This is a genomic window from Aquabacterium sp. CECT 9606 (assembly GCF_918741295.1).
Lineage (GTDB): Bacteria > Pseudomonadota > Gammaproteobacteria > Burkholderiales > Burkholderiaceae_C > Aquabacterium.
On the sequence record NZ_CAKKNB010000003.1, the window covers coordinates 274,213 to 297,459 of the forward strand.

General features: G+C 62.9%; 19 protein-coding genes. 8 read left to right on the forward strand and 11 right to left on the reverse strand.

Annotated features, from left to right (window positions below; all coding sequences use genetic code 11):
* Positions 1-80 precede the first annotated feature (80 nt).
* Both LQ232_RS13920 and LQ232_RS13925 read right to left on the reverse strand, forming a co-directional pair.
* Positions 81-725 carry a response regulator transcription factor gene (locus LQ232_RS13920; RefSeq protein ID WP_230180949.1) on the reverse strand — a complete coding sequence of 215 codons (645 nt, stop codon included), beginning with the start codon at positions 723-725 and terminating at the stop codon, positions 81-83.
* A complete protein-coding gene (locus LQ232_RS13925; protein ID WP_230180950.1) occupies positions 722-3,304 on the reverse strand; it encodes a PAS domain S-box protein in 2,583 nt (860 codons plus the stop codon). The genes LQ232_RS13920 and LQ232_RS13925 overlap by 4 nt, the downstream gene beginning before the upstream one ends.
* A 160-nt stretch (positions 3,305-3,464) precedes the next feature.
* Here LQ232_RS13925 and aceE point away from each other — a divergent pair, with 160 nt between their 5' ends.
* The 6 genes from aceE to LQ232_RS13955 all read left to right on the forward strand — a co-directional run bounded on the left by aceE (position 3,465) and on the right by LQ232_RS13955 (position 10,788).
* On the forward strand, positions 3,465-6,164 hold the full coding sequence (gene aceE / locus LQ232_RS13930; protein ID WP_230180951.1) for a pyruvate dehydrogenase (acetyl-transferring), homodimeric type: 2,700 nt from the start codon (positions 3,465-3,467) through the stop codon (positions 6,162-6,164).
* Between the two features lie 20 nt (positions 6,165-6,184).
* Positions 6,185-7,543 carry a dihydrolipoyllysine-residue acetyltransferase gene (gene aceF, locus LQ232_RS13935; protein WP_230180952.1) on the forward strand — a complete coding sequence of 453 codons (1,359 nt, stop codon included), beginning with the start codon at positions 6,185-6,187 and terminating at the stop codon, positions 7,541-7,543.
* Positions 7,544-7,552: 9 nt separating this feature from the next.
* Positions 7,553-9,391, forward strand: coding sequence for a dihydrolipoyl dehydrogenase (gene lpdA / locus LQ232_RS13940; protein WP_230180953.1), 1,839 nt, complete (start codon positions 7,553-7,555; stop codon positions 9,389-9,391).
* Positions 9,392-9,461: 70 nt separating this feature from the next.
* On the forward strand, positions 9,462-9,608 hold the full coding sequence (locus LQ232_RS13945; protein ID WP_230180954.1) for a hypothetical protein: 147 nt from the start codon (positions 9,462-9,464) through the stop codon (positions 9,606-9,608).
* A gap of 65 nt (positions 9,609-9,673) precedes the next feature.
* Positions 9,674-10,102, forward strand: a complete 429-nt coding sequence (locus LQ232_RS13950; RefSeq protein WP_230180955.1) for an MbcA/ParS/Xre antitoxin family protein — start codon at positions 9,674-9,676, stop codon at positions 10,100-10,102.
* Positions 10,099-10,788, forward strand: a complete 690-nt coding sequence (locus LQ232_RS13955) for an RES family NAD+ phosphorylase (RefSeq protein ID WP_230180956.1) — start codon at positions 10,099-10,101, stop codon at positions 10,786-10,788. The genes LQ232_RS13950 and LQ232_RS13955 overlap by 4 nt, the downstream gene beginning before the upstream one ends.
* Position 10,789: 1 nt before the next feature.
* Here the strand turns inward: LQ232_RS13955 and LQ232_RS13960 are convergent, their stop codons facing one another.
* From LQ232_RS13960 to LQ232_RS13995, 8 genes are all read right to left on the reverse strand, one after another.
* Positions 10,790-13,960: an error-prone DNA polymerase gene (locus LQ232_RS13960; RefSeq protein ID WP_230180957.1), complete on the reverse strand. Its 3,171-nt coding sequence runs from the start codon at positions 13,958-13,960 to the stop codon at positions 10,790-10,792.
* The gene (locus LQ232_RS13965; RefSeq protein WP_230180958.1) at positions 13,957-15,300 is read right to left on the reverse strand and encodes a DNA polymerase Y family protein; all 1,344 of its coding nucleotides are present in this window, start codon (positions 15,298-15,300) and stop codon (positions 13,957-13,959) included. Before LQ232_RS13965 ends, LQ232_RS13960 begins: the two co-directional genes overlap by 4 nt.
* 6 nt (positions 15,301-15,306) lie before the next feature.
* On the reverse strand, positions 15,307-16,014 hold the full coding sequence (gene imuA, locus LQ232_RS13970; protein ID WP_230180959.1) for a translesion DNA synthesis-associated protein ImuA: 708 nt from the start codon (positions 16,012-16,014) through the stop codon (positions 15,307-15,309).
* A 72-nt stretch (positions 16,015-16,086) separates the two neighbouring features.
* Positions 16,087-16,557, reverse strand: coding sequence for a hypothetical protein (locus tag LQ232_RS13975; RefSeq protein ID WP_230180960.1), 471 nt, complete (start codon positions 16,555-16,557; stop codon positions 16,087-16,089).
* Positions 16,558-16,573: 16 nt separating this feature from the next.
* Positions 16,574-18,238: a 2-isopropylmalate synthase gene (leuA, locus tag LQ232_RS13980; RefSeq protein ID WP_230180961.1), complete on the reverse strand. Its 1,665-nt coding sequence runs from the start codon at positions 18,236-18,238 to the stop codon at positions 16,574-16,576.
* Between the two features lie 188 nt (positions 18,239-18,426).
* The gene (locus tag LQ232_RS13985) at positions 18,427-19,662 is read right to left on the reverse strand and encodes a GGDEF domain-containing protein (RefSeq protein WP_230180962.1); all 1,236 of its coding nucleotides are present in this window, start codon (positions 19,660-19,662) and stop codon (positions 18,427-18,429) included.
* Entirely contained in the window at positions 19,659-20,954 is a 1,296-nt protein-coding gene (locus LQ232_RS13990; RefSeq protein WP_230180963.1) for a diguanylate cyclase, read from the reverse strand. The genes LQ232_RS13985 and LQ232_RS13990 overlap by 4 nt, the downstream gene beginning before the upstream one ends.
* 196 nt (positions 20,955-21,150) lie before the next feature.
* Positions 21,151-21,408 (reverse strand): hypothetical protein, encoded by a 258-nt coding sequence (locus LQ232_RS13995; protein ID WP_230180964.1) that lies wholly within the window; start codon positions 21,406-21,408, stop codon positions 21,151-21,153.
* Between the two features lie 69 nt (positions 21,409-21,477).
* Here LQ232_RS13995 and LQ232_RS14000 point away from each other — a divergent pair, with 69 nt between their 5' ends.
* Entirely contained in the window at positions 21,478-22,125 is a 648-nt protein-coding gene (locus LQ232_RS14000) for a DNA-3-methyladenine glycosylase I (RefSeq protein WP_230180965.1), read from the forward strand.
* On the opposite strand, the gene LQ232_RS14005 is transcribed toward LQ232_RS14000, so the two are convergent.
* Positions 22,106-22,660 (reverse strand): NADPH-dependent FMN reductase, encoded by a 555-nt coding sequence (locus LQ232_RS14005; protein ID WP_230180966.1) that lies wholly within the window; start codon positions 22,658-22,660, stop codon positions 22,106-22,108. The two genes, LQ232_RS14000 and LQ232_RS14005, sit on opposite strands and share 20 nt — an antisense overlap.
* Positions 22,661-22,866: 206 nt before the next feature.
* On the opposite strand from LQ232_RS14005, the gene LQ232_RS14010 reads away from it, so the two are divergent.
* Positions 22,867-23,238, forward strand: coding sequence for a response regulator (locus tag LQ232_RS14010; RefSeq protein ID WP_230180967.1), 372 nt, complete (start codon positions 22,867-22,869; stop codon positions 23,236-23,238).
* The last annotated feature ends 9 nt before the right edge of the window (positions 23,239-23,247 follow it).

Genomic DNA, 23,247 nt, shown 5'->3' on the forward strand with positions numbered 1-23,247 from the left:
AAAGAACGAAAAAGGCCGCACTGAGGCGGCCTTGCTTGCGTGCGAGAGGGCAGACCTCTCACAGGCATTGTTGCCTCACATCAGGGCTTGGCGGGCGCGCTGGCCGGTTGGCCGCTGGCGCCCAGGGCGATCTTGAGCAGATCGGCCACGGTGTTGGCGTTGAGCTTTTCCATCACATTGGCGCGGTGGGCTTCCACCGTTTTGATGCTGATGCCCAGGTCGTCGGCGATCTGTTTGTTCAGGCGGCCGGCGACGATGCGCTCCAGCACCTGGGCTTCACGCGTGGTCAGGCGCGACAGCAGGGCTTCGCGGCTGGCGGCTTCTTGCGAGCTGGAGAAGGCGGTGCGGGCTTCGTCGAGCATGCGTTCGACCAGGGCCACCAGGGCGTCTTCCTTGAAGGGCTTCTCGATGAAGTCCATCGCACCTTTTTTCATGGTGTTCACAGCCATGGGCACGTCGCCGTGGCCGGTGATGAACACGATGGGCAGGGGCGATTTGCGCTCGAGGAGTTTGTCCTGCAGCTCCAGGCCGCTCATGCCATCCATGCGGATGTCGGCGATCAGGCAGGCCACTTCGCGGGGGTCGAATCGGGCCAGGAAGGATTCGGCCGAGTCAAAGCACCGCACCCGGTAGTCTTTGCCTTCGAGCAGCCATTGCAGCGAATCGCGCACGGCCTCGTCGTCATCGACCACATACACAGTGCCTTTTTTGGGGATCAGACTCATGGGTTATCGGCTAGCAAGTCGTTGGAGGGAGGGGTGATCGAATCGGAGAAATCCGAGGCACCACTGCTGTCGACCGGGAGGGTGAAAGTGAACTTGCACCCCATCACCGTGGGACCATTGTAGATGTTCTCGGCGCCAATGCGACCGTGGTGTGACTCGATGATGGACCGGCACAGGCTCAGGCCAATCCCCAGGCCTTCGGCCTTGGAGGAATGGAAGGCCTCGAACAGGCGGCTGCTCATCTCTTCTTTCATGCCCGGGCCGGCGTCGGTGACGGTGAATTCAACCACCTCGCCCTGGTCTTCCGTCTTGCGCAATTGCACGCGCAGATCAACGTGGCGGCGTGACTGTGGCATTTGCGCCGAATCAATGGCCTCGGCGGCGTTTTTGAGCAAGTTCAGCAAAACCTGCTCGATCAGGATGGGGTCGACCATCAGGGTGGGCAGGCGCTGGGCGATGGTGCTGTTGAGGGTGACGCGGCGGCGGCGCATCTCGAATCCGGCCAATTCCAGCACGGCTTCGATGATGTCGCGGGCGCGGGCGGGCTGGCGTTGCGGCTCGCTGCGTTTCACGAACTGGCGGATGCGGTGGATGATCTGGCCGGCGCGCTGGGCCTGGCGCGAGGTTTTTTCGAGCGCCTCGATCAGGCCCTCGTTGGCGATGCTGCCTGATTTGATCCGGCTGACCATGCCGCTGCAGTAGTTGGAGATGGCGGCCAGGGGCTGGTTCAGTTCGTGCGCCACGGTGGAGGCCATTTCGCCCATGGTGATCAGGCGGCTGGTGAACTGGGCTTTTTCGGCTTGGCGCGCGGCGGCTTCCTCGCCCTGGCGGCGGGCGGTGATGTCGGTGGCGATCAGCATTTGCGCCAGGTGGCCGTCGGTCCACTGGATGTAGCGGGCGCGCACGTCGAACCACTTCTGGGCCGATTCCATGTAGATGTCCCGGGCATCGACCCCTGCGGCGGTCAATTCCTGCGTGGGCAGGTTGCCGAAGTTGTCGACGGATTCGTCGCCATCGGCCAGGTCGGCGGGGTCGAATTCGCCGCCGGTCAGCTCCGAGTGGGCGCCAGGGTTGGCGCCAAACCACAGGCGGTAGGAACGGTTGGCGAACAATAACTCGCCGCGTTGCACGGAGACCACGGACACGGCCGCGTCCAGCCCTTCCAGCACGGTGGTGAAGCGCTCGTGCGCGGCGGTGAGCTGGTCGCGCACGCGCTTGGCTTCGGTGATGTTGGTGACGGAGGTCATCCAGCCGGTCTGGTTGCCCTGCGAGTCGATCAGGGGCGAGACGTACATGCGGGCATCGAACTGGCTCAGGTCGCGGCGCTGCATCACCACTTCGACGCCGCCAGTCGGGCTGCGGCCCAGCAGCTCTTGCTGGAACATGCGGTTGAACTCGTCCAGCCGGTCCTTGGGCCAATAAGGATAGGGCGGTACACAGCCGATCAGCTCGTCTTCGGCGAAGCCGGTCATGGCGCAGAAGGCCGGGTTCACGTAGGTGATGCGGCCTTCCAGGTCGATGGTGCGCATGCCGGTGAGCATGGAGTTTTCCATCGCCCGGCGGAAGTTGGTTTCCTGCACCAGGGTTTTCTGGATCTGGGCGCGGCGGCGCATGTGGCGCAGCGTGCCCACCAGCGTCCACACGGTCAGGGCCGACAGCGCCACCACCATCCAGAACAAGGTGTTGCCGACCAGGTTGGTGGAGGTGCGGAAACCCATGCCACGCAAGATCAGGCCATTGCCCACGGGCGTGACGATCACTTCGTGCACAAAGGTGGGTTTGGCCGATCCCTCGGCCGAGGCGCTGACCGTGTTGGTGAGCACTTCGCCGCCAAACTGGACCAGGCTCATCGCGTGTCGGCTGACGATCTCGCGGGGCACCATGTAGCGCATCAGCGCTTCGAGCGAATACTCGGCCGACAAGGTGCCGATGAAGCCCGTGCTGTCAATCAGGGGTACCTGGATCTGGATGACCCGGACGGCCAAGCCATTGATGTAAGGCTGCGAATAGACGGGCTGATTGCGCTCCTTGGCCAGCTTGAACGCGCTTTTGGGAGCTTGAACACCGCGCTGGGGGTCGTAGGACGACAGGTTGGCGTAGGGGTCCAGATTCAAGCCCTGCGGCGCGGGCAGGTACAGGTTCATGGCGGCATGCGCGGCCTTGACGGTTTCGTCGGCCTGCGTCCAGGCCACGCTGATGACCTCGGGGCGGGCCCGCACAAAATCACTGGCCTGCGACATGAACTGCTCGGAGTTCACCGCCTTGATGCTGATTTCGCGGGCCAGGCGCAGCAGTTGCTCCTGGCTTTCGATCATGCGCATGCGGATTTGTTGCTGCACGACCTCGGTGTCGCGTTTCACCGACTCTTGTTCGCGCTCGAGTTCTTCATTGCGCAGGTACCAGAAGGCCACGATGATGGCGGCCAAAAACAACAGCACCGAGACCAGCGGCCCCAGGGTGGCGTAACGGTCTTGCTGGTTGGGCGACTGCTTGCGCCACCACTGCCAGAAGAAGCGGTTGGAGTTTCCAGCCCCGGGGGTGCGTGAGGCGGCGGTGGACAAGGATGAGCGAGACGGCATCCGGTGATTATCCGTGTGGTCTCCCACAATCGACGTGCTGCTTGAGAACAGGTGCAATCCCGATTCAATTCCAGCGTTAAGGATTCACTCTAATCACCCCACTCACTCAGGGGATGGCTGATACTCATGACACTGGTACATACCAACGGAGACTTTGCTTATGTCCGCTGCCGATGCGCTGCCGTCTGCTTCCATGGATCTTGACCCGGAAGAGACACGCGAATGGCTTGACGCCTTGTCGGGCGTCATCGAAACCGAGGGTCGCGGCCGTGCCCACGACCTGCTTGAACAGCTCTTGGACCACGCCCGCCAGGCCGGTATCGACCTGCCGTTTTCGGCCAATACAGCCTATGTGAACACAATTGGGGTTCAAGACGAAGCCCAGTTCCCCGGCAACATGGAGATTGAAGAGCGCCTGCGCGCCTTCATGCGCTGGAATGCGCTGGCCATGGTGGTGCGGGCCAACCGCCACGAGCCGCCGGATGGCGGTGACCTGGGGGGACACATTTCGTCCTTCGCTTCGCTGGCGACCATGCTGGGCTGTGGTTTCAACCATTTCTGGCACGCCGAGCATGAAGGCCATGGTGGTGACCTGCTCTACATCCAGGGCCATTCGGCACCCGGCATCTACGCCAGAGCCTTCATGGAAGGCCGCATCACCGAAGAGCAGTTACTCAATTTCCGCCAGGAAGTGGGAGGCAAGGGGCTGTCGAGCTACCCGCACCCCAAGTTGATGCCCGAGTTCTGGCAGTTCCCGACCGTGTCGATGGGGCTGGGGCCGATCATGGCCATCTACCAGGCGCGCTTTTTGAAGTACCTGCATGCCCGAGGCATCGCCGACACCTCCAACCGCAAGGTCTGGGTGTTCTGCGGCGATGGTGAGATGGACGAACCCGAATCGCTGGGCGCCATCGGCCTGGCCTCGCGCGAGAAGCTCGACAACCTCATCTTCGTCGTCAACTGCAATTTGCAGCGCCTGGACGGCCCGGTGCGCGGCAACGGCAAGATCGTTCAAGAGCTGGAAGGCGAGTTCCGCGGCGCGGGCTGGAACGTGATCAAGCTGCTGTGGGGCGGCTATTGGGATCCGCTGCTGGCGCGCGACAAGGAAGGCCTGCTCCGTAAGGTCATGATGGACATGGTCGATGGCGACTACCAGGCCTGCAAGGCCAATGACGGCGCCTTCGTGCGGCAGCATTTCTTCGGGCGCAACCCCAAGGTGGCCGAGATGGTGGCCAAGATGTCCGATGACGACATCTGGCGTTTGAACCGCGGTGGTCACGATCCGCAGAAGGTGTACGCCGCCTACCACGCCGCCGCCAACCACACCGGCCAGCCAACCGTGCTGCTGATCAAGACCGTCAAGGGTTTTGGCATGGGCAAGAGCGGTGAGGGCAAGAACACCGCGCACCAGACCAAGAAGCTGACCGAGGAGGACATCAAGACCTTCCGCGATCGCTTCAACATCCCCATCACCGACGAAGACCTGCCCAAGATCCCCTTCTACAAGCCGGCCGAACACACGCCGGAGATGGAATACCTGCACGCCCGCCGCAAGGCCCTGGGCGGCTACCTGCCGCAGCGCCGCGTCAAGGCTGACGAGCAGTTGGTGGTGCCTGAATTGACGGCTTTCAAAACCGTGCTGGACGCGACCGCCGAGGGGCGTGAGATCTCGACCACGCAAGCGTTTGTGCGCTGCCTGACCCCCTTGCTGCGCGACGCCCAGTTGGGCCCACGCGTGGTGCCCATCCTGGTGGACGAAGCCCGCACCTTTGGCATGGAAGGGCTGTTCCGTCAGATCGGTATCTATGCGCCGGAAGGCCAGAAGTACACCCCGGTCGACCGCGACCAGGTGAGCTACTACCGAGAAGACAAGGCTGGCCAGATTCTGCAAGAAGGCATCAACGAGGCGGGCGGCATGAGTTCGTGGATCGCGGCGGCGACGTCGTACTCCACCAACAACCGGATCATGATCCCGTTCTACGTGTATTACTCGATGTTCGGGCTGCAGCGCGTGGGCGATCTGGCCTGGGCGGCTGGCGACATGCAGGCGCGCGGCTTCCTGCTGGGCGGTACCTCAGGCCGCACCACGCTGAACGGTGAGGGCCTGCAGCACGAAGACGGTCACAGCCAACTGGTGGCCTCAACGATCCCGAACTGCCTGAGCTACGACCCGACCTTCGCGCACGAAGTGGCGGTGATCGTGCAGCATGGCTTGAAGCGCATGGTCGAGCAGCAGGAAAACGTCTTCTATTACCTGACCTTGCTGAACGAGAACTACAGCCAGCCCGGCCTGCGTGAAGGCACCGAGGCCGAGATCATCAAGGGCATGTACCTTCTGCAGGAAGGCGCCAAGAAGACGCCGCGTGTGAACCTGCTGGGTTCAGGCTCGATCCTGCGCGAATCGGTGGCGGCGCGCGAGCTGCTGGAAGCCGACTGGGGCGTGGCCGCCAATGTGTGGAGCTGCCCGAGCTTCAACGAACTCGCTCGCGATGGCCAGGACACCGAACGCTGGAACCTGCTGCACCCGACCGAGACGCCGCGCGTGTCTTTCGTGGCGCAGCAACTGGCGCCGCACAACGGGCCGGTCATCGCCTCGACCGACTACGTCAAGACCTTTGCCGAGCAGATCCGGGCCTACATTCCCAAGGGCCGCACTTACAAGGTGCTGGGCACGGACGGCTTTGGCCGCAGTGACTTCCGCTACCGCTTGCGTGAGCACTTCGAGGTCAACCGCCACTACATCGTGGTGGCCGCGCTCAAGGCCTTGTCGGAAGAGGGCAGCGTGCCGGTGGCCAAGGTGGCCGAGGCCATCGCGCGCTACAAGATCGACGCCGACAAGATCAACCCGCTCTACGCTTGATGCACTTGAGGCAGCACTGAATGGCACTCACAGAACTGAAAGTTCCCGACATCGGTGACACGACCGATGCCGCGGTGATTGAAATCCTGGTCAAGGTGGGTGACACCGTCAAGGCCGAGCAAAGCCTGATCACCCTCGAGTCGGACAAGGCCTCGATGGAAGTCCCGGCGGCACAAGGCGGCGTGGTCAAGGAGATCAAGCTCAAGCTGGGCGACAAGGTCAGCGAAGGCGCTTTGATCGCGCTGGTGGAATCGGCGGAGGCCGCGCCAACGCCATCCCCATCGCCAGCAAACGATGCGCCGTCTGCAGCATCTGGCTCCGCCGAGCCCGAATCGGCCGCGGTGGTTCAGGCCAAGACCCAAGCAGCGGAGTTGGTCGAACCAGTGGCGGCGCCGAGTTCACGCATACCACCCACGGCCGCTTTGCCGCCCGCCGAACCACCGGCCAAAGATGGGCACGTGCCTCATGCGTCGCCTTCAGTGCGCCGTTTTGCACGCGAACTGGGCGTGGCCTTGGGCAGCGTGCAGGGCTCAGCACCCAAGGGGCGCATCACGCACGCCGATGTGCAGGCGTTTGTCAAAGCCGCTTTGGCCAAAGGCTCGGGTGCGGCGGTGGCATCCCCCGGCACGGTTGCCGAAGGTGAGGGCCTCAACTTGCTGCCCTGGCCCAAGGTGGACTTCGCCAAATACGGGCCCATCGAACGCCAGCCCTTGTCACGCATCAAGAAGCTGTCGGGTGCCAACCTGCACCGCAATTGGGTCCGCATTCCGCACGTCACCAACAACGAAGAGGCCGACATCACTGATCTGGAAGCCCTGCGCGTCAAACTCAATGAAGAGCATGCCAAGACGGGCCCCAAGTTCACGATGCTGGCTTTTCTGATCAAGGCTTGCGCGGTGGCGCTCAAGAAGTTTCCGCAGTTCAATGCCTCGTTGGATGGCGATGACCTGGTGCTCAAGCAGTATGTGCACATCGGGTTTGCGGCCGACACGCCCAATGGCCTGGTTGTGCCCGTGATCCGCGATGCCGACACCAAGGGCCTGTCGCAGTTGGCAGCTGAGACAGCCGCATTGGCGGCCAAGGCGCGAGAAGGCAAACTGTCGCCTGCCGACATGCAGGGCGGTACCTTTTCGATTTCGTCACTGGGCGGCTTCGGTGGCACCACCTTCACGCCCATCATCAATGCGCCCGAGGTGGCCATTCTGGGCGTGTGCCGCGCGGCCATGAAGCCGGTGTGGAACGGTTCAGGGTTTGATCCGCGGTTGATCATCCCGCTGAGCCTGAGCTACGACCACCGCGTGATCGACGGGGCCTCCGCGGCCCGCTTCAACGCGTTCCTGGCCACCTTGCTGGCCGATTTCCGCCGCGCAATTCTTTGAACTGACACCATGGCCTTGATCGACATCCCTGTGCCCGACATTGGCGACATCGCCGATGCGGCGGTCATTGAAATCCTGGTCAAGGCGGGTGACACCGTCAAGGCCGAGCAGAGCTTGATCACGCTGGAGTCCGACAAGGCCTCCATGGAGGTACCGGCGCCGCAGGCTGGCGTGGTTGGCGAAGTCAAGGTGAAGCCGGGCGACAAGGTGAACCAGGGCACAGTGATCCTGACGCTGGAGACGGGGCAAGCGGCGGTTGCGGCCCCCCCGTCCCGGGCAGCGGCCGTGACGGTGGCACCAATCACTGCCGCGCCTGTGCCTGCGCCAGCCGCCCCAGCTCCCGTTGTTGCGTCAACGACGTCCAGCAAAGAGCCCGACAACGCCGACTGCGATGTGCTGGTTCTGGGCGGTGGCCCCGGTGGCTACAGCGCCGCCTTTCGTGCCGCCGATCTGGGCCTGAAGGTCATCCTGGTGGAGCGCTATGCCGAGCTGGGCGGCGTTTGCCTGAACGTGGGCTGCATCCCTTCCAAGGCCTTGCTCCACGTGGCCAGTGTGATGGAAGAGGTCAAGCACTTCGATGCGCTGGGCGTCAGCTTTGGCGAACCCAAGCTCGACCTGGACAAGCTGCGGTCCCACAAGTCCAAGGTCACTGGCAAGCTCACCACTGGGCTGGTCGGCATGGCCAAGGCCCGCAAGGTTACGGTGGTGCGAGGCTACGGCAGCTTTGTGGACGATCGACACATCAAGGTCGAGGTGACCACCGGCCCCGGCCAGGACAAATCGGGCGAGACCCAAACGCTCAGCTTCAAGCGCTGCATCATCGCCGCGGGCTCGCAATCGGTTCGCCTGCCTTTCATGCCGAACGACGATCGCGTGGTCGACTCCACCGGCGCGTTGGGACTGCCATCCGTGCCCGGCAAGATGTTGGTGATCGGCGGCGGCATCATCGGCCTGGAAATGGGCACGGTCTACTCCACCCTGGGCACCCGCATCGATGTGGTCGAGATGAGCGACACCCTGATGCCCGGCGCTGACCGCGATCTGGTCAAGGTCTGGGAAAAACACAACGCCAAGCGTTTCGACCGCATCATGCTGGGCACCAAAACCGTGGCGGCCGAAGCGACGGCCGAGGGCATCCGCGTGAGTTTCGAGTCGGCCAAGCCTGGGGCCGAAGCGCCTGCGGCACAAATGTATGACCTGGTTTTGCAGGCCGTGGGCCGCAGCCCCAATGGCCGCAAGATCGGTGCTGAGCTGGCGGGCGTGGCCGTCAATGAGCGCGGCTTCATCCCGGTGGACCCGCAGCAGCGCACCAATGTGCCGCACATTTTTGCCATTGGCGACATCGTCGGGCAGCCCATGCTGGCGCACAAAGCCACGCACGAAGGGCACGTTGCCGCCGAGGTGGCGGCTGGTGAATTGACAAGCGACACCGCTTTGTCCCGCGCCGCTTTTGATGCGCGCGTCATCCCCAGCGTGGCCTACACCGACCCTGAGATTGCCTGGGTGGGCCTGACCGAAGACCAGGCCAAGGCACAGGGCAAAGCCATCAAGAAGGGCTTGTTCCCATGGGCCGCCTCGGGCAGGGCGCTGGCCAATGGCCGCTCGGAAGGCTTCACCAAATTGCTGTTCGATGCCGAGACCAAGCAGATCCTGGGCGGTGGCATCGTGGGCACGAACGCCGGTGACCTGATCAGCGAGGTGGCTTTGGCCATCGAGATGGGCGCCGACGAGGTCGACATTGGCAAGACCATCCACCCGCACCCCACCTTGGGCGAAAGCATTGGCCTGGCCGCAGAAGCCGCCCATGGGACTTGCACGGATTTGATGCCTCCTCGGCAACGGCCTTAGCCTCAGGGCAACGCTGGCCGGTTACCATGAGAGCTTGCCCCTCAGGGGTTCATCCATCGAGGAGTCAAACATGGCCAAAGGTCAGCAACGCAGCGGCAAGGAAGTGAAGAAACCCAAGCAGGACAAGACGCCTGCCAAGCCGATTTCTCCGGGCGCTGTCATGCCCAGCATCACCACGGTGGTGCCCGTTCGTGGCAAATTGAAGAAAGCAGGCTGAAAACCTGACGCAAGCACCTTGGTTCGAATCTGGACTTTTATTTTAGAAATGTCTAGAATTGAACCATGAGTGCTGCATTGCATCTTTCCCGGTCGGCCAATGTGCCACCAACTCCGTCAGCCCAGCAAATGGGCGCTGCGGGTTTGCGCGCCTTTGTCCGCATCGCCGAAGCCTGGGGCTTGAACACCGACGAGCAGCTGCGCCTGTTGGGCGAGCCTGCCCGGTCCACCTTCTTTGCCTGGCGCAAATCGCCCGACACCGCCCGCGTGCCCCGCGACACGCTGGAGCGCCTGTCCAACCTTTTGGGCATCTACAAGTCCTTGCAGATCCTGCTGCCTGATCCGCAGGCGGCAGATGCCTGGGTGCGCCAGCCCAACACCGCTGAATTATTCGGTGGCCGCTCGGCCCTGGACCGCATGCTGGCGGGCAACGTCAGCGATTTGAACCTGGTTCGCCGTTACCTGGACTCGGTGCGCAGTGGCGGCTGGGCATGACCCAGCTGGTTCCTGACATCCGGCGTGTGCGCTGGCAGCCCGCCTACCGCATCGTGCCCACGCGTTATCCGTCGGTTTATTTGTTCGACCGGGTGGCCGAGTTGGAAGATTTCGACGCCTTGTACGCTCTCGAATCATTGACCAACGAACGCGTGCGCGATGAAGTCGGCCAGGTGGATTTGGTGGCACCACAAGACCGCATGGTTGGCCCAGGGTCTGGCCCGGTCATGGCGGCCTTCACCCACCTCAATCCGGAAGGCAGCCGGTTTTCAGACGGCAGCTATGGCGTGTTCTACGCGGCGCACGACAAGGACACCGCCGTGGCCGAGACCCAATACCACCATGCCAGGTTTCTGGCCGCCACCCGGCAGCCGGCCCTGCAATTGCCGATGCGCCTGTATGCCGTGAAGATCAGCGCCCAATTGCACGACCTGCGCCCATTGGACCCTGACGGTGCGGGCGTGCATGCCAAGGACAACTATGCCGCCTCGCAAGCCTTGGGCAAACAACTGCGCCAACAAGGATCGGCCGGGGTGATTTACCGCAGCGTGCGCCACCTTGGTGGGGAGTGCGTGGGGCTGTTCAAGCCCAAAGGGGCCAGCCAGTGCCTGCACGCCGCGCATTTGCTCTACGTGTGGAATGGCCAGGCCTTTGCGGATGTCTATGAAAAGCTGGGGCCTTCTTGATTCAATGAAAGTTACGGCTTTCAGTGACGAGCCGGCCCAGCAAGGGCGTCAAGTCACGCAAGTGGTGGGCGATCAGATGGCTGACATGGCCTTCGCGCTGCCAGATGCCGTAGACGGCCAGCAGCCGTGAGTGCAGCAGCTCCTGGCGTTGGCGATCGCGCAGGTGCTTCCAGATGACGACGTTGACGGTGCCGGTTTCATCTTCCAGCGTCACGAAGACCACACCGCCCGCGGTGGGTGGTTGCTGCCTGACCGTGACGATGCCGCAAGCGCGGGCCAGCTTGCCGTGGCTGAGTTCGCGCAAGGTTTGCGCCGACATCAGGCGCTGTTGATCAAGCCTGCTGCGCAGCAAGGCCAGGGGGTGCCGGCGCAAGGTCAGGCCCAGTGAGGCGTAGTCAAAAACTATTTCTTCGCCTTCGGGTGCGCAGGGCAGGGTGAGCAGGTCTTCGTGGACAGGTGCCTCGCGCAGCAAGGCCGGCGCACGGTGCAAGGCCGCGGCCTCCCAGACCTGCTGGCGGCGGTGGCCGGCCAGGCTGATCAAGGCATCGGCCGCGGCCAGGTGGCGCATGTCGGCCTGGTCAAGCTGCGCTCGGCGCGACAACTCCTCGACGCTCTTGAAGGGGCCTGCGCGCCGCGCTTCTTGGGTGATGCGCTTGGCGGCATCGGATGACAGCCCGCTGATCATGGACAAGCCCAATCGCACCGAAGGCTGCCGACTTTGATCAGTTAGACCGACCAGCGTGCATTCCAGCTCGCTGTGCACGACATCGGGCTGAAGCACCGTCACGCCATGGCGCATGGCGTCTTGCACCAGTTGGCTGGGCGAGTAAAAGCCCAGGGGCTGTGCGTTGAGCAAGGCGGCCAGGAAGATGGCGGGCTCGTGGCACTTGATCCAGGCGCTGACATAGACCAGCAGGGCAAAGCTGGCCGAGTGCGATTCCGGGAAACCGTAGGCGCCAAAGCCTTGGATCTGCTGGTAGATGCTTTCGGCGAACTGGAGGGAATAGCCATTGCGTGCCATGCCGTCCATGATGGGTTGGTGGAACTTGTCGACGCTGCCATGGCGTTTCCAGGAAGCCATGGATCGGCGCAGCTCATCGGCTTTGCCGGGCGTGAACCCCGCCGCGATCATCACGACCTGCATCACCTGTTCCTGGAAAATGGGGATGCCCAAGGTGCGGCCCAGTGCTTCTTCCAGCTGTGGGGGGCATTCGTATTTTTTGGGCCGCTCCTTGCGGCGCTCCAGGTAGGGCTGGACCATGCCGCCCTGGATGGGGCCGGGCCTGACCAGCGCCACTTCCACCACCAGGTCATAGAACGTGCGCGGCTGCAGTTGCGGCAGCATGTTCATCTGGGCGCGGCTTTCGATCTGGAACACGCCGATGGTGTCCGCCTGGCAAATCATGTCGAAAGTGGCCGTGTCCTTGGGCGGGATGTCTTGCAAGGCAAAGGTGTGGCCCCGCCGCAGGCTGATGAAATCCAGCGCGCGCCGCAAAGCCGACAACATGCCCAGGGCCAGCACATCCACTTTGAGCATTTTCAAGGCGTCCAGGTCATCCTTGTCCCACTGGATCACCGAGCGGTCGGGCATGGTGGCGTTCTCGATGGGCACCAGTTGGCTCAGCGCTTTGCGGGCGATCACGAAGCCGCCCGTGTGTTGGCTGAGGTGGCGGGGAAAGCCCACCAGGATGCAGGTCAGCTCCTGCCATTGCTGAACGCGGCGCTCGGTGGGGTCCATGCCCAGCTCCAGCAAACGCTGGGGGTCGATGCCCCGGCCATCCCACCACTGGTGGTTCTCGGCCACGCGTTCGATCAACTCGGCGCGGATCCCCAAGGCCTTGCCCACGTCGCGCAAGGCGCTGCGGGTGCGGTAGGTGATCACCGTGGCGGTGAGGGCGGTGCGGTCGCGGCCGTATTTGCCGTAGAGGTACTGGATGACTTCTTCACGGCGCTGGTGCTCGAAATCGACGTCGATGTCGGGTGGCTCGTTGCGCTCGCGCGAGATGAAACGCTCGAACAGCAGCGTGGTGCGCGCGGGATCGATTTCAGTGATGCCCAGGCAATAGCACACGGTGGAGTTGGCCGCGCTGCCGCGTCCCTGGCACAGGATGTTTTGGGACCGGGCAAACCGAACGATGTCGTGGACGGTGAGGAAGTATTTTTCAAAACCGAGTTCACTGATCAGGGCCAGCTCTTTCTCGATCTGGTCTTTCACGTCAGCGGGGGTGCCCTTGGGGAAGCGGTCGAGGCATCCTTGCAACGTCAACTGGCGCAAGTGCGATGCGGCAGTTTCGCCCGGCGGCACGATCTCTTCGGGGTAGTCGTAGCTCAGCTCGTCCAGGCTGAAGTGGCATTGCGCCACCACGTCTTGCGTGGCGGTCAGCAGGTCGGCCGGATAGCGCCGGGCCAGCCTCAAGCGGCTGCGCAAGTGCTGTTCAGCGTGGACTTGCAACCCCAGGCCGCAGTCTGGCAAGGGCTTGCCCAGGCGCGTGGCGGTCAGCACGTCTTGCAGGGGCTTGCGTGAGCGCACATGCATGTGGACATCGCCACTGGCCACCAGGGGCACGCCGCTGTGTTGGCTGAGCTGGCGCAAGCGCTGCAGCCACCAAGCGTCGTCCAGGGTATTGAGCAACTCGGCCGCGAGCCAACATCGGCCCTGGAAGTGGGCCTGCAGCCAATGAGCCTGTTCTTGCAGTTGAGGCCATGGCGTGCGGCGGTGGGGCACCATCAGCACCAGGCAATCATCCAGGCTTGAGGGTGGGATGTCTTGCAGCCTGAGCGGATCGGGGCCCTTGCCTGGTGTGGCACGCCTAAGCCGGGTGATGAACTCGCAAAGCCGGCCATAGCCACCGATGTTGCAAGCCAGGACCACGAGCTTGAAGTCGGGCTCGGCTTGCACGGTGAATTCGCTGCCGATGATCAACTTGAAATCGGGCGATGGCTCGCCTTGCTCTTCGGCTTGTTCACGCGCCGTGCGCAAAGCCAGATGAGCACGCACCACGCCGGCGACTGAGCACTCATCGGTCAGGGCCAAGGCCGTGTAGCCCAGGGCCAAGGCGCGGTCCACCAGCTCGCCCGGGTGCGCCGCACCACGCAGGAAAGAAAAGTTGGACACGCAATGCAGCTCGGCGTAAGGAGGCAGGGCTGCGCGGCTAGGCCGGCCCGTCGTCATGAAAAGATGCCGTGCAGGAACAGAGGGCTGGACTGGTTTTCCTGCACATGCCGCTCGCGGAAAACCCACAACAGCCCGGCTTGGTCGTTGTGCGCCAGGTAGTAGTCGCGGGCCACGTTTTGCCCATCCCACCAACCGGCTTCCACGCGGTGGGGCCCAGCCAGCAATTGCAGGGGATTCAGCGTCAGGGCTTGGGGCTCGGGCAGCAGCCAGCCGGGTTGAGGGTGATCGGCAATGGGTTTTTGGGCCGAGGTACTGCCAGTGTGGGCCTTGTTGGTCGATGTGAACGCGTCCACGGCCGGAATCCAGCGCTGGGTGCGCTCGATCCGGTGGTCTGCCTGCACCACGGCTTGCTGAACATGCTCTTTGCCCAGTCGGGCCGAGAGCCGGTCCAGCAAGGTGGACAAGGCCTCGCGCTGTTGGCGCTGTGCGGCGGGCGAGGCGAGGGCATCCGGCCCTGCACCCAGGCCCAAGGTGCTGTGCTCCTGGAAAAGGCAATCGCTGTCGATGGACAAGGGTTCGATCTCGTCCACATGAAGGCTCAGGTCACCCACTGGCCCCCCCAGCGTGGTGCGGCTCAGGTGCTCTGCCAACAGGCGGTGCAGGCGGCCCAGATCACGTGAGGCTTCGGACAGGCGCATGACCAGCTCACCTTGTGGCGCGACATCCCGGCGGTGGAAATCAAGCTGCCAGCGCAAGGTCAGCACCCTGACGCCACTGTGGCGGCCTGCCAGCCAGGCGCACAAGGGCTGCAAAAGACGCCGGGCCGCGAACACCAGCGAGGCGGCGTTGTCCACCCGGCCTGGCAATTCAAGCCGCAAATCAAAGCGTTCCGGCACCTGCACCCATTCAAAGGCCTCGGGCTTGGTGCCGTGTGCCTGGTCCAGGGCCAAGAGCAAAGCGGCGCCAAAGCGGCGGCTCATGCCATGCCGGGGCAGGCGTCGGACATCGCCCAGGGTTTTGCAGCCCAGCCTGGACAAGGTGGCCTCGTGGGCTTGCACGGCGCTGATGGTGGACAAAGGCAGCTCGTCAAGGCGGTTGCTTTTGCCTCTGATGGGACGCCCGTGCCGTGCCCGCGCCAGCGTGGCCAAGGCGGTGGGCCCGCAAGCCCAACGTCCCCATCCCAAATGCGCAGCGCCTTGCACGACCAAACGCATCAGGTTTTGCGAGCCCCCAAAAAGACGCCGGCTGGCATGCACTTCCATGACCACACCTTCGTCCAGCAAGGCCACCCGCGGTGTGAATTGCGAAGCCCACCAGGCCAGCGACAAGGCATCAAGGGCTTCCTGGTCAGGCGATGAGGAGGCCTCTGCGGGCAACAAAGCGATCCAGAGCAGCATGGCGCATCACCACAGGCCGCAGCCCTGAAGTGGCACGGCCCGCTGGATCAAGGGTTCCAAGCCGGCAGGCCAATGGGGCAGCTCAATGAGGCGGTCCAGCAAGGGGCCGCGCCGTTTCAGGATGTTGACCCGAAGCGGCGGGGGCAGTTTGGGCGGATGCCCGCTCACGCTCACTTCTAGCCTGAGGGGCGCGGCAGAGGCTTCAGTGCGCGAGGCTTGGTGCCGGAAGATGAAAGCCAGCGCGGGATGGTGCATGGCGCAAGCCTGCAATCGCCGCAGTTGATCGGACCGGGCCTGGGGCAACCAGGCCAGCACGGCGCTGACGCTGCGTGATTTCAGGGCCTGCTCGGTGGCCCACAGGGATTCGGTGGGTGTGCGGGTCTGGATCCACACCAGGTGGTCTTCGCGCAGACCTTCGCGGCGCAGGGCCGGCAAGTGGGGGCTGTGCGGTGGGTTGACCAGCAGCACGGTGCCGCCTTGCCCCACAAGCTGCGCCAGTGCGGGTGACAACAGGCGCCATTCGGCGTGCACCCCGGGCGCCTGCAGCACCTCGGTCAGGGCCTGGCAGGGCCAGCCGCCTCCGGGCAATTCAGCGTCGAGGGCCGGGTGGCCGGTGGACAAGACAGGGGTGGCCCGCCCGCCCAATGCATTGCCGCGCCACACCGTCTGGGCGATGTGGTCGGGCAAAACGGGGGACCGATGGGCAAGCAGCATGGAAGGCACGATACTGTTTATTTGTACAGTATCGTACCGCAGCCCGGCCGGGCCGTGTTGAGAAAAATGAAGTCAGCGGGGTTTTCTGAAATCGTCCTCGATCCAGGCCGTGGCCGAGGCCATGTTCAACTTGAAGCTGGCCGACACACGCACCTGGACCGCCTCGCCACCCTCTGCATCGTGCGCGGTCAGCAGCGCATGCGGTTCGTACTCGTCGGCCACGATGTCCAGCGTCACTCGCCATGGTTGCGTGGCCACGGTCACCACCACCTCCTTGTGCAAGGTGGCGTGCAGCTGTTGCTCATGCCGGCGAATCACCTCCGAGGCCGTCTTGACCAAGGTGTTGAAGGCCGACACGTCCAGCGGCTTGGGGTTCTTCTTGTCCCGGCCCATGGTCCAGGGGCCGACAAGGGCGGGCTCGGGTTGGCCGTCCTTCAGCATCTCCACGGCCCAGCCATCGTCATCGTTGTTCTTGATGACGCGGGCCGTCCAGCCGTTGTCGGACCACAGGCGGGCTTCTTTCACAGGTGTCGTTTCAGTCATCCGCCGATCTTACGTCTCATGCCTTGTTCAGCCGGTTGACCGCCTGCACCAGGGCTTGCAAGGACGCGGTGACCAGGTTGGGATGCCAGCCCGCGCCATGCACACCGCCTGCCACGCCGGCTCCGCCCAGTTCAACCCAGGCCAAGGCCGACGCATCCGAGCCTTGTCCGGTGGCATGCTCCTCGTAGCCGTGCAATTGCATGCCGGGCGCCAGGTCCAAAGCCTGCAAGGCATGCCAGGCCGCGTCCAGCGGGCCATTGCCTTGCCCCGCCAAGTGCCGTGTTTGCCCATGGATTTTCACGGCCAGGCTCACATGCGTCACCGTGCCTTGCTCTTCCAACTGGTGGCTCACCAACTCCAGCGGTGCCGTGCGTTCCAGGTACTCAGCGCGGAACAAATCCCACAGCACGCCAGAGGTCAGCTCGCGCCCCGAGTCGTCCGCCACACGCTGCACGATGCCGCTGAATTCGATCTGCGCGCGGCGCGGCAAGACCAGCCCATAGGCCGACTCCAGCAAATACGTGATGCCGCCTTTGCCCGACTGGCTGTTGACGCGCACGACCGCTTCGTAATTCCCGCCCACATCGGCCGGATCGATCGGCAAGTAAGGAACAGCCCACAAGGTTTGCCCAGCCTGGGCCGTCATGCCTTTGCGGATGGCATCCTGGTGCGACCCCGAGAACGCCGTGAACACCAGATCGCCCGCATAGGGATGGCGTGGGTGCACTGGCAGCGAAATGCATTGCTCCACCTCGCGGGCCAAGGCGTGCAGGTTCGAGAAATCAAGCCCTGGGCTGACACCCTGGCTGTACAAGTTGAGCGCCAAGGTCACCAGATCGACATTGCCGGTGCGCTCGCCATTGCCAAACAGGCAGCCTTCAACGCGTTGCGCGCCCGCCATCAAGGCCAGTTCGGCCGCGGCCACGGCGGTGCCCCGGTCGTTGTGTGGGTGCACGCTCAACACGATGGCATCGCGCCGGGCCAGGTGCCGGTGCATCCACTCGATCTGATCGGCATAGACATTGGGGGTGGCGGCCTCGACCGTGGCGGGCAAGTTGATGATGGCGGGGTTCTCGGGCGTAGGCTGCCAGACCTCGGTCACGGCATTGCAAACCTCCAGCGCGAAATCCAGCTCGGTCGTGCTGAAGGTTTCCGGGCTGTACTGAAGCGTCCAACGCGTTTGCGGGTGCTCGTCAGCCAGCTGCTTGATCAGGCGCGCGCTGTTGACCGCCAATTGCCGAACCTCGGTTTGGCTCATGTTGAACACCCATTGGCGCCAGGCCGGTGCGGTGGCGTTGTAGAGGTGGACGATGGCACGCGGTGCGCCGCGCAATGCTTCAAAGGTGCGGCGGATCAGGTCTTCACGGGCCTGGGTAATGACCTCGATGGTGACATCATCGGGGATGTGCCCATCATCAATGAGCGTGCGCACCAGGTCAAAATCAGTCTGCGAAGCTGCGGGAAATGCCACCTCGATTTCCTTGAATCCAAGCTTGACCAGCGTCTTGAACAGGCGCAGCTTGGTGGCGCCATCCATGGGTTCGAACAGCGCCTGGTTGCCATCACGCAGGTCGGTGCTCATCCACACGGGCGCCTGGGTCAGACGCTGTTGGGGCCAGGTGCGGTCCGGCAAATCAACCGTGGGGGCCGGGCGGTACTTTTGAGAGGGGTCTTTCAACATGATCAAAATGCTCCAGAAATGAAAAAGCCAGCTCGAAAGCTGGCTGGAGGGGTGTCGGAAGTTGGTGTGGCTGAAAGGTCAACCAGACTCAACGCACGCGCTCGCACCCACGCCAGCCAAATTGGCTAGCGATAGCAGGGCGAAGGTGGTCATCGACAAGTTCATGGCGAACAGTGTAGGCGAATCATTCAGATTGAGCAAACCCTGTTGCGGCCTTGGTGTTTGGCGTCATACAGAGCGCGGTCAGCCCTGGAGATCAGGCTGTCCGGCGTGGCGCCTGGCATGGCCGCGTTGCAGCAGGCGACCCCCAGGCTGACGGTGACCACGGGCAAGGTGGGCGATGCCCCATGCGCCATCGCCATGCTTTCTACGGCATTGCGAAGCCTCTCGGCCGCCTGCAACGCCAGTGCCAAAGAAGTGTCGGGCAGCACGGCGATGAACTCCTCGCCGCCATAGCGGGCCACCATGTCGCCGGGTTTGCGCAAGCTGTTCTGCATCACGCTGGCCACCTGGCGCAGGCATTCGTCGCCCGCTGGGTGGCCGTAGTGGTCGTTGTAAGGCTTGAAATAATCCACATCCATCATGATGATGGCCACTTCGGTGCCGCCATGTTTGGCGCGCTGCCAAAGGTCTTGAAGGTACTCCTGGAAATGGCGGCGATTGAACAGGCCGGTCAGCACATCAACCCGGGACAATTGCTGCAACTTCAGGTTCACCTCGCTGAGAGCCTTGACCAACTCACGCTCGCGTTCGCTGAGCAGGTAGCGGCGGCGCTTGTCGCGCTCCATCACATAGTTGGCGCACAGCGAGAAAGCCACCGTGGCCGCGGTCAGTGAACAGATGGGCCACACCAGGCGTGGGTTGAAGTTGGGCAGCACCCATATGCCCACAACCTGGATGGCCAACACGGCCAGCGAAAAACCAAGCGCCGACCAGAAGCGCAGCCGCTGGACAAGGTTGCCGTACATCACCACCACCGCAAAACCGGCGTGGTAGAAATCGCTCAAAGGGCTGCGGGTGATGGACAGGGCATAAGCCAGGGTCGCCGCGGCGAACAAGCCACTGATCACCACGGCCGAATCAAGCAAGACCGGATGTTGGGTCAAAGGCTTGTCGCCCTTCAGCCAGAGCACCAGCAAGGCCAGCAGGGCCACGGGCGTGAAAATCAACAGCCGCAATTGGACGGCGATGCTGAACACGTCGGGGATCAGCAGGTAGTCCGCCACCAGAAAACCGTCGTACACCACCAGCGAAATCAAGCCGCTGATGATGAAATGCCGCAAACGCTGCTGAGGGTCCTGGCTGAGGAACTCATTCTCCAGCGCCGCAGGAAACTTCATCCACCTGAAACCAAGGTTCAGCAAGTCTTGCACCTGGTTCATGCGCAAGCGGTCGAGTTCGATGGAGGCGGAGGCCGTGCTCATGAGGTGCGTCCAGAATCAGGGTCTGGCCAGACACGATTGCGTCCGCTGTTCTTGGCGCGGTACAGGGCTTCGTCGACCTGGATCAACAGGGTTTTCTGGCTGGCCCCACGGTCAATGGGGCGCATGGACGCCACCCCCACGCTGACCGTCACGAACGAGCTGGTTGGCGAGCCCACGTGAGGCACGCGCAGGCGTTCGATGGCGACCTTGATGCGGTCGGCGGCCTGCAAGGCAATGGGCAAGGTCGTGCCCGTCAGGACAGCAATGAACTCTTCGCCGCCAAAGCGTGCCACCAGGTCACCGGGGCGCCGCAGCCGGCGTTTGAGCGTGCCGGCCACCTGGCGCAGGCATTCGTCGCCAGCGGGATGGCCATAGTGGTCGTTGTAGGCCTTGAAGTGGTCCACGTCGATCATGATCAAAGACACCTCGCTGCCGTCCACTTCGGCACGCTCCCAGACTTGCGTCAGGAACTCGTCGAAATGCCGGCGGTTGGCCACCTGGGTGAGCAGGTCAGACCGGGAGATCTTGTCCAGCCGTTCATTGGCGGTCTTCAGGGCGGCCAGCAGATTGGTTTCGCGGATCCGCAGCAGCCAGTTCTGACGCTCGTCGCGCTCCAGGCTGTAGCAGCCGAACAGGGTGAAGGTCATGGTCGAGATCAGTACCAGCGCCGAGGGGATCATGACCTCGATCGGCGCTGGCGGTATGAAGTGCAAGGCCACCACCGTGCCCATGGCGATGAAGATGTCCAGGATCAGTGCCATCCAAAAGCGCATTTGCGCCACCGAGTGGCTGAACATCACCACCACGGCCAGCCCGACCAGGTAGGGGCCGGCCAAGGGGTCCTTGCTGATGCTGGACAAATACAACACGATGCAGGTGGCCAGCATGGCGGCCAGCAGTACCAGGGTTTCCCTGAAAAAGGGGTGGGGCGTTTTGATCAGCACGTACAGGCCGATCAGGCTCACCGGTGTGAACAAACCCGTGCGCAGCGCCACGGCCTCGGCAAACACATCGGGGATCATCAACAGGTCAGTCAGCAGGTAGCCGTTGAACAAAATGGTGACCAACGCGGCCGTGATGATGATGACTCTCAGGCGGTCTGCGGCCGTATCGTGCTGAAAACGCCTTTCAAGCTTGGTGGGAAAACGCAGTGTCGGAAAGCCGTTTGTCAGCAGCTGGTCAATTTGCTCGGCGGAATCCCCGGAGACCGGGCCGTAGTCAACCGGGGCGAGGTCGATTGCCCCAAAGCCGGTCGTGGGGATGAAGTCGCGCGCGGTAGGGTGGATGGACACCGAAGCAGATCCAGGCGTTTGCTGTTTCAAACCTTCAAACATAAAACATGGTCACGATGGCGCAGGAGGTGCCTGGGCACGCCATCATCAATCAATTCGCCATGGTTTGAAGCCGGATTTTCCCCCTTGATGTTCGGGATACAGGGATGAATTCACGTGCGAATGTGCCGCAAATTGCATCAATTCGCGTTGGTCTTTACTCGGCGTCCGGTTTGCCGAAGAGGTGTACAAACAAATCGTCGTCGGTGATCTCCCGTACCGACAAGCCATTCACAGGCTCGCGGAATGGCATGTCCGGTTGCTCAAGCGGCAGTTCAGCCGGCATGGTTTCCGCAAAATTAACCACGGGGCCACCTTCGCCAGCCCTTTGCAAGCGCCATGACATGGAATCGGCCAAAGAGGGGGGTGTCATCCCACGGTATAAATCCAGTGGATGCGGTGGGGGCGTTTTCATGTGGCCAGCCTACCCAGGTTGGTTACATGTAAACACACGATAAAAGCACTTTTGGACGACCAGTTAACGATGAGTACACCCGCGGGCCTTTTCTCAGACACACCCGGCTTCATGCGCTGCAAGTGGTGCCAGGCCACGCCGGCTTATCAGCGCTACCACGACCACGAGTGGGGCTTTCCGGAAACCGATGACCGCCAGCTGTTCGAAAAGCTTTGCCTCGAGGGCTTTCAGGCCGGGCTGAGCTGGCTCACCATCCTCAACAAGCGGGAGGGGTTTCGGCAGGCATTCGCCAATTTCGATGTAGACCAGGTGGCCCGGTTTGGCGACAGTGACATTGAGCGGCTGGTCATGGACGCGGCCATTGTGCGGCACCGGGGCAAGATCGTCTCGACCATCAACAATGCACGGCGGGCGATTGAGTTGCGCGAAGAGTTCGGCTCGCTGTCGGCCTACATCTGGCGCTTTGAGCCGGCCGCCAACGCCCGCCCCAAGCGCGCGACCTTGGAGGCGCTCAAGGCCCTGCCCATCGCGCCAGAGGCCGTGGCCCTGTCCAAGGACCTGAAGAAACGCGGCTGGACGTTCGTGGGCCCCACCACCTTGTACGCTTTCATGCAGGCCATGGGCATGGTCAATGACCACATCGAAGGCTGTGGCGTGCGTCAAGCGGCATTGGCCGCCCGTGCCAGCCTGAAGCTGCTCAAACAGCCAGCTTCCTGACCCAGGCCACGTAGCGGTCGACCCAGGCCTGCAGGAATTTGCGGCTGTCCTCGTTGGCGATGCTGCCATCGGGGCCAAACAGGCCGTCCTTGGCTTGCACAAAAGCTTCGGGTTGGCCCAGCGTGGGCACATCCAGGTAAGCCAGGACGTTGCGCAGGTGCTGCTGGGCCAGGGCCGTGCCAATGGCACCGATCGAGACCCCAATCACCCCCGCCGGCTTGCCACCCCACACGCTTTGCCCGTAGGGCCGCGAAGCGTGGTCAATGGCGTTTTTCAGCACACCAGGGAAGGAGCGGTTGTATTCCGGGGTCACGAACAGCAGGCCCTGGGCGGATTTGACGGCCGCCTTCAACCGCTTGACGGATTCCGCCGGGTTGGCATCGTCATCCTGGTTGTACAAAGGCAGATCGTCGATTTGGATGTGCTCAAACGCAAAGTCAGACGGTGCCAGCTTGGCCAGCGCGACGGCCAACTGGTGGTTGAAAGACGCTTTGCGCAAGCTGCCCACCACCACGGCGATTTTGATTTGACTCATGAAAGTTCCTTCGACTCTGGATTGCGTGACTCGGCCTTGATTAAAGCCTCATTGCGTGCAATTTGCTCAGCTTGGTGGTGAACCCTGTGCAGCGTCAGGTTTTACGATCTGCCAAAGCCTGCGCTTTCAGGAATTTTTAAGTGGGGGCTCAGGAGCGCAGCCTCTGCGGGCTGAACATACATGTCAGCAGTTGTATCGGGGTTCTCATGGGACAGACGGTTTTGGTCGTGGACGACAACGCCTTGAATCGTGAGTTGTTGCGATTGGTGTTGGAGCAGCAGGGATATGCGGTTCTCGAGGCCACAACGGCCGAAGAAGCGTTGGGCATGATCCGCGAAAATCACCCGTCTCTGGTGCTGATGGACTGCCATCTGCCAGGCATGGACGGCCTGACGGCCACGCGTGAAATCAAAGGCACCGACGCCACCTGTGGCATCCCTGTGGTGGCCGTGACGGCCCATGCCATGCCCGGTGACCGCGAACGCGCCCTGGCGGCAGGTTGCAACGAGTACATCTCCAAGCCGGTGGATTTTTCCCGCCTCATGACCATCGTGAGCACGCTGGTGCCCTCGGTCTGATAGGCTGGG

What these genes read in the sequence shown, in the direction of transcription:
- LQ232_RS13975 (WP_230180960.1), bottom strand. Translation starts at nt 16,557, where the DNA reads ATGACTGAAACGACACCTGTGAAAGAAGCCCGCCTGTGGTCCGACAAC.
- LQ232_RS14005 (WP_230180966.1), bottom strand. Translation starts at nt 22,660, where the DNA reads ATGAGTCAAATCAAAATCGCCGTGGTGGTGGGCAGCTTGCGCAAAGCG.
- LQ232_RS13960 (WP_230180957.1), bottom strand. Translation starts at nt 13,960, where the DNA reads ATGACGACGGGCCGGCCTAGCCGCGCAGCCCTGCCTCCTTACGCCGAG.
- LQ232_RS13955 (WP_230180956.1), top strand. Translation starts at nt 10,099, where the DNA reads ATGACCCAGCTGGTTCCTGACATCCGGCGTGTGCGCTGGCAGCCCGCC.
- LQ232_RS13985 (WP_230180962.1), bottom strand. Translation starts at nt 19,662, where the DNA reads ATGAGCACGGCCTCCGCCTCCATCGAACTCGACCGCTTGCGCATGAAC.
- aceF (WP_230180952.1), top strand. Translation starts at nt 6,185, where the DNA reads ATGGCACTCACAGAACTGAAAGTTCCCGACATCGGTGACACGACCGAT.
- LQ232_RS14010 (WP_230180967.1), top strand. Translation starts at nt 22,867, where the DNA reads ATGGGACAGACGGTTTTGGTCGTGGACGACAACGCCTTGAATCGTGAG.
- LQ232_RS14000 (WP_230180965.1), top strand. Translation starts at nt 21,478, where the DNA reads ATGAGTACACCCGCGGGCCTTTTCTCAGACACACCCGGCTTCATGCGC.
- lpdA (WP_230180953.1), top strand. Translation starts at nt 7,553, where the DNA reads ATGGCCTTGATCGACATCCCTGTGCCCGACATTGGCGACATCGCCGAT.
- aceE (WP_230180951.1), top strand. Translation starts at nt 3,465, where the DNA reads ATGTCCGCTGCCGATGCGCTGCCGTCTGCTTCCATGGATCTTGACCCG.
- imuA (WP_230180959.1), bottom strand. Translation starts at nt 16,014, where the DNA reads ATGCTGCTTGCCCATCGGTCCCCCGTTTTGCCCGACCACATCGCCCAG.
- LQ232_RS13945 (WP_230180954.1), top strand. Translation starts at nt 9,462, where the DNA reads ATGGCCAAAGGTCAGCAACGCAGCGGCAAGGAAGTGAAGAAACCCAAG.
- LQ232_RS13965 (WP_230180958.1), bottom strand. Translation starts at nt 15,300, where the DNA reads ATGCTGCTCTGGATCGCTTTGTTGCCCGCAGAGGCCTCCTCATCGCCT.
- LQ232_RS13925 (WP_230180950.1), bottom strand. Translation starts at nt 3,304, where the DNA reads ATGCCGTCTCGCTCATCCTTGTCCACCGCCGCCTCACGCACCCCCGGG.
- LQ232_RS13920 (WP_230180949.1), bottom strand. Translation starts at nt 725, where the DNA reads ATGAGTCTGATCCCCAAAAAAGGCACTGTGTATGTGGTCGATGACGAC.
- LQ232_RS13995 (WP_230180964.1), bottom strand. Translation starts at nt 21,408, where the DNA reads ATGAAAACGCCCCCACCGCATCCACTGGATTTATACCGTGGGATGACA.
- leuA (WP_230180961.1), bottom strand. Translation starts at nt 18,238, where the DNA reads ATGTTGAAAGACCCCTCTCAAAAGTACCGCCCGGCCCCCACGGTTGAT.
- LQ232_RS13950 (WP_230180955.1), top strand. Translation starts at nt 9,674, where the DNA reads ATGAGTGCTGCATTGCATCTTTCCCGGTCGGCCAATGTGCCACCAACT.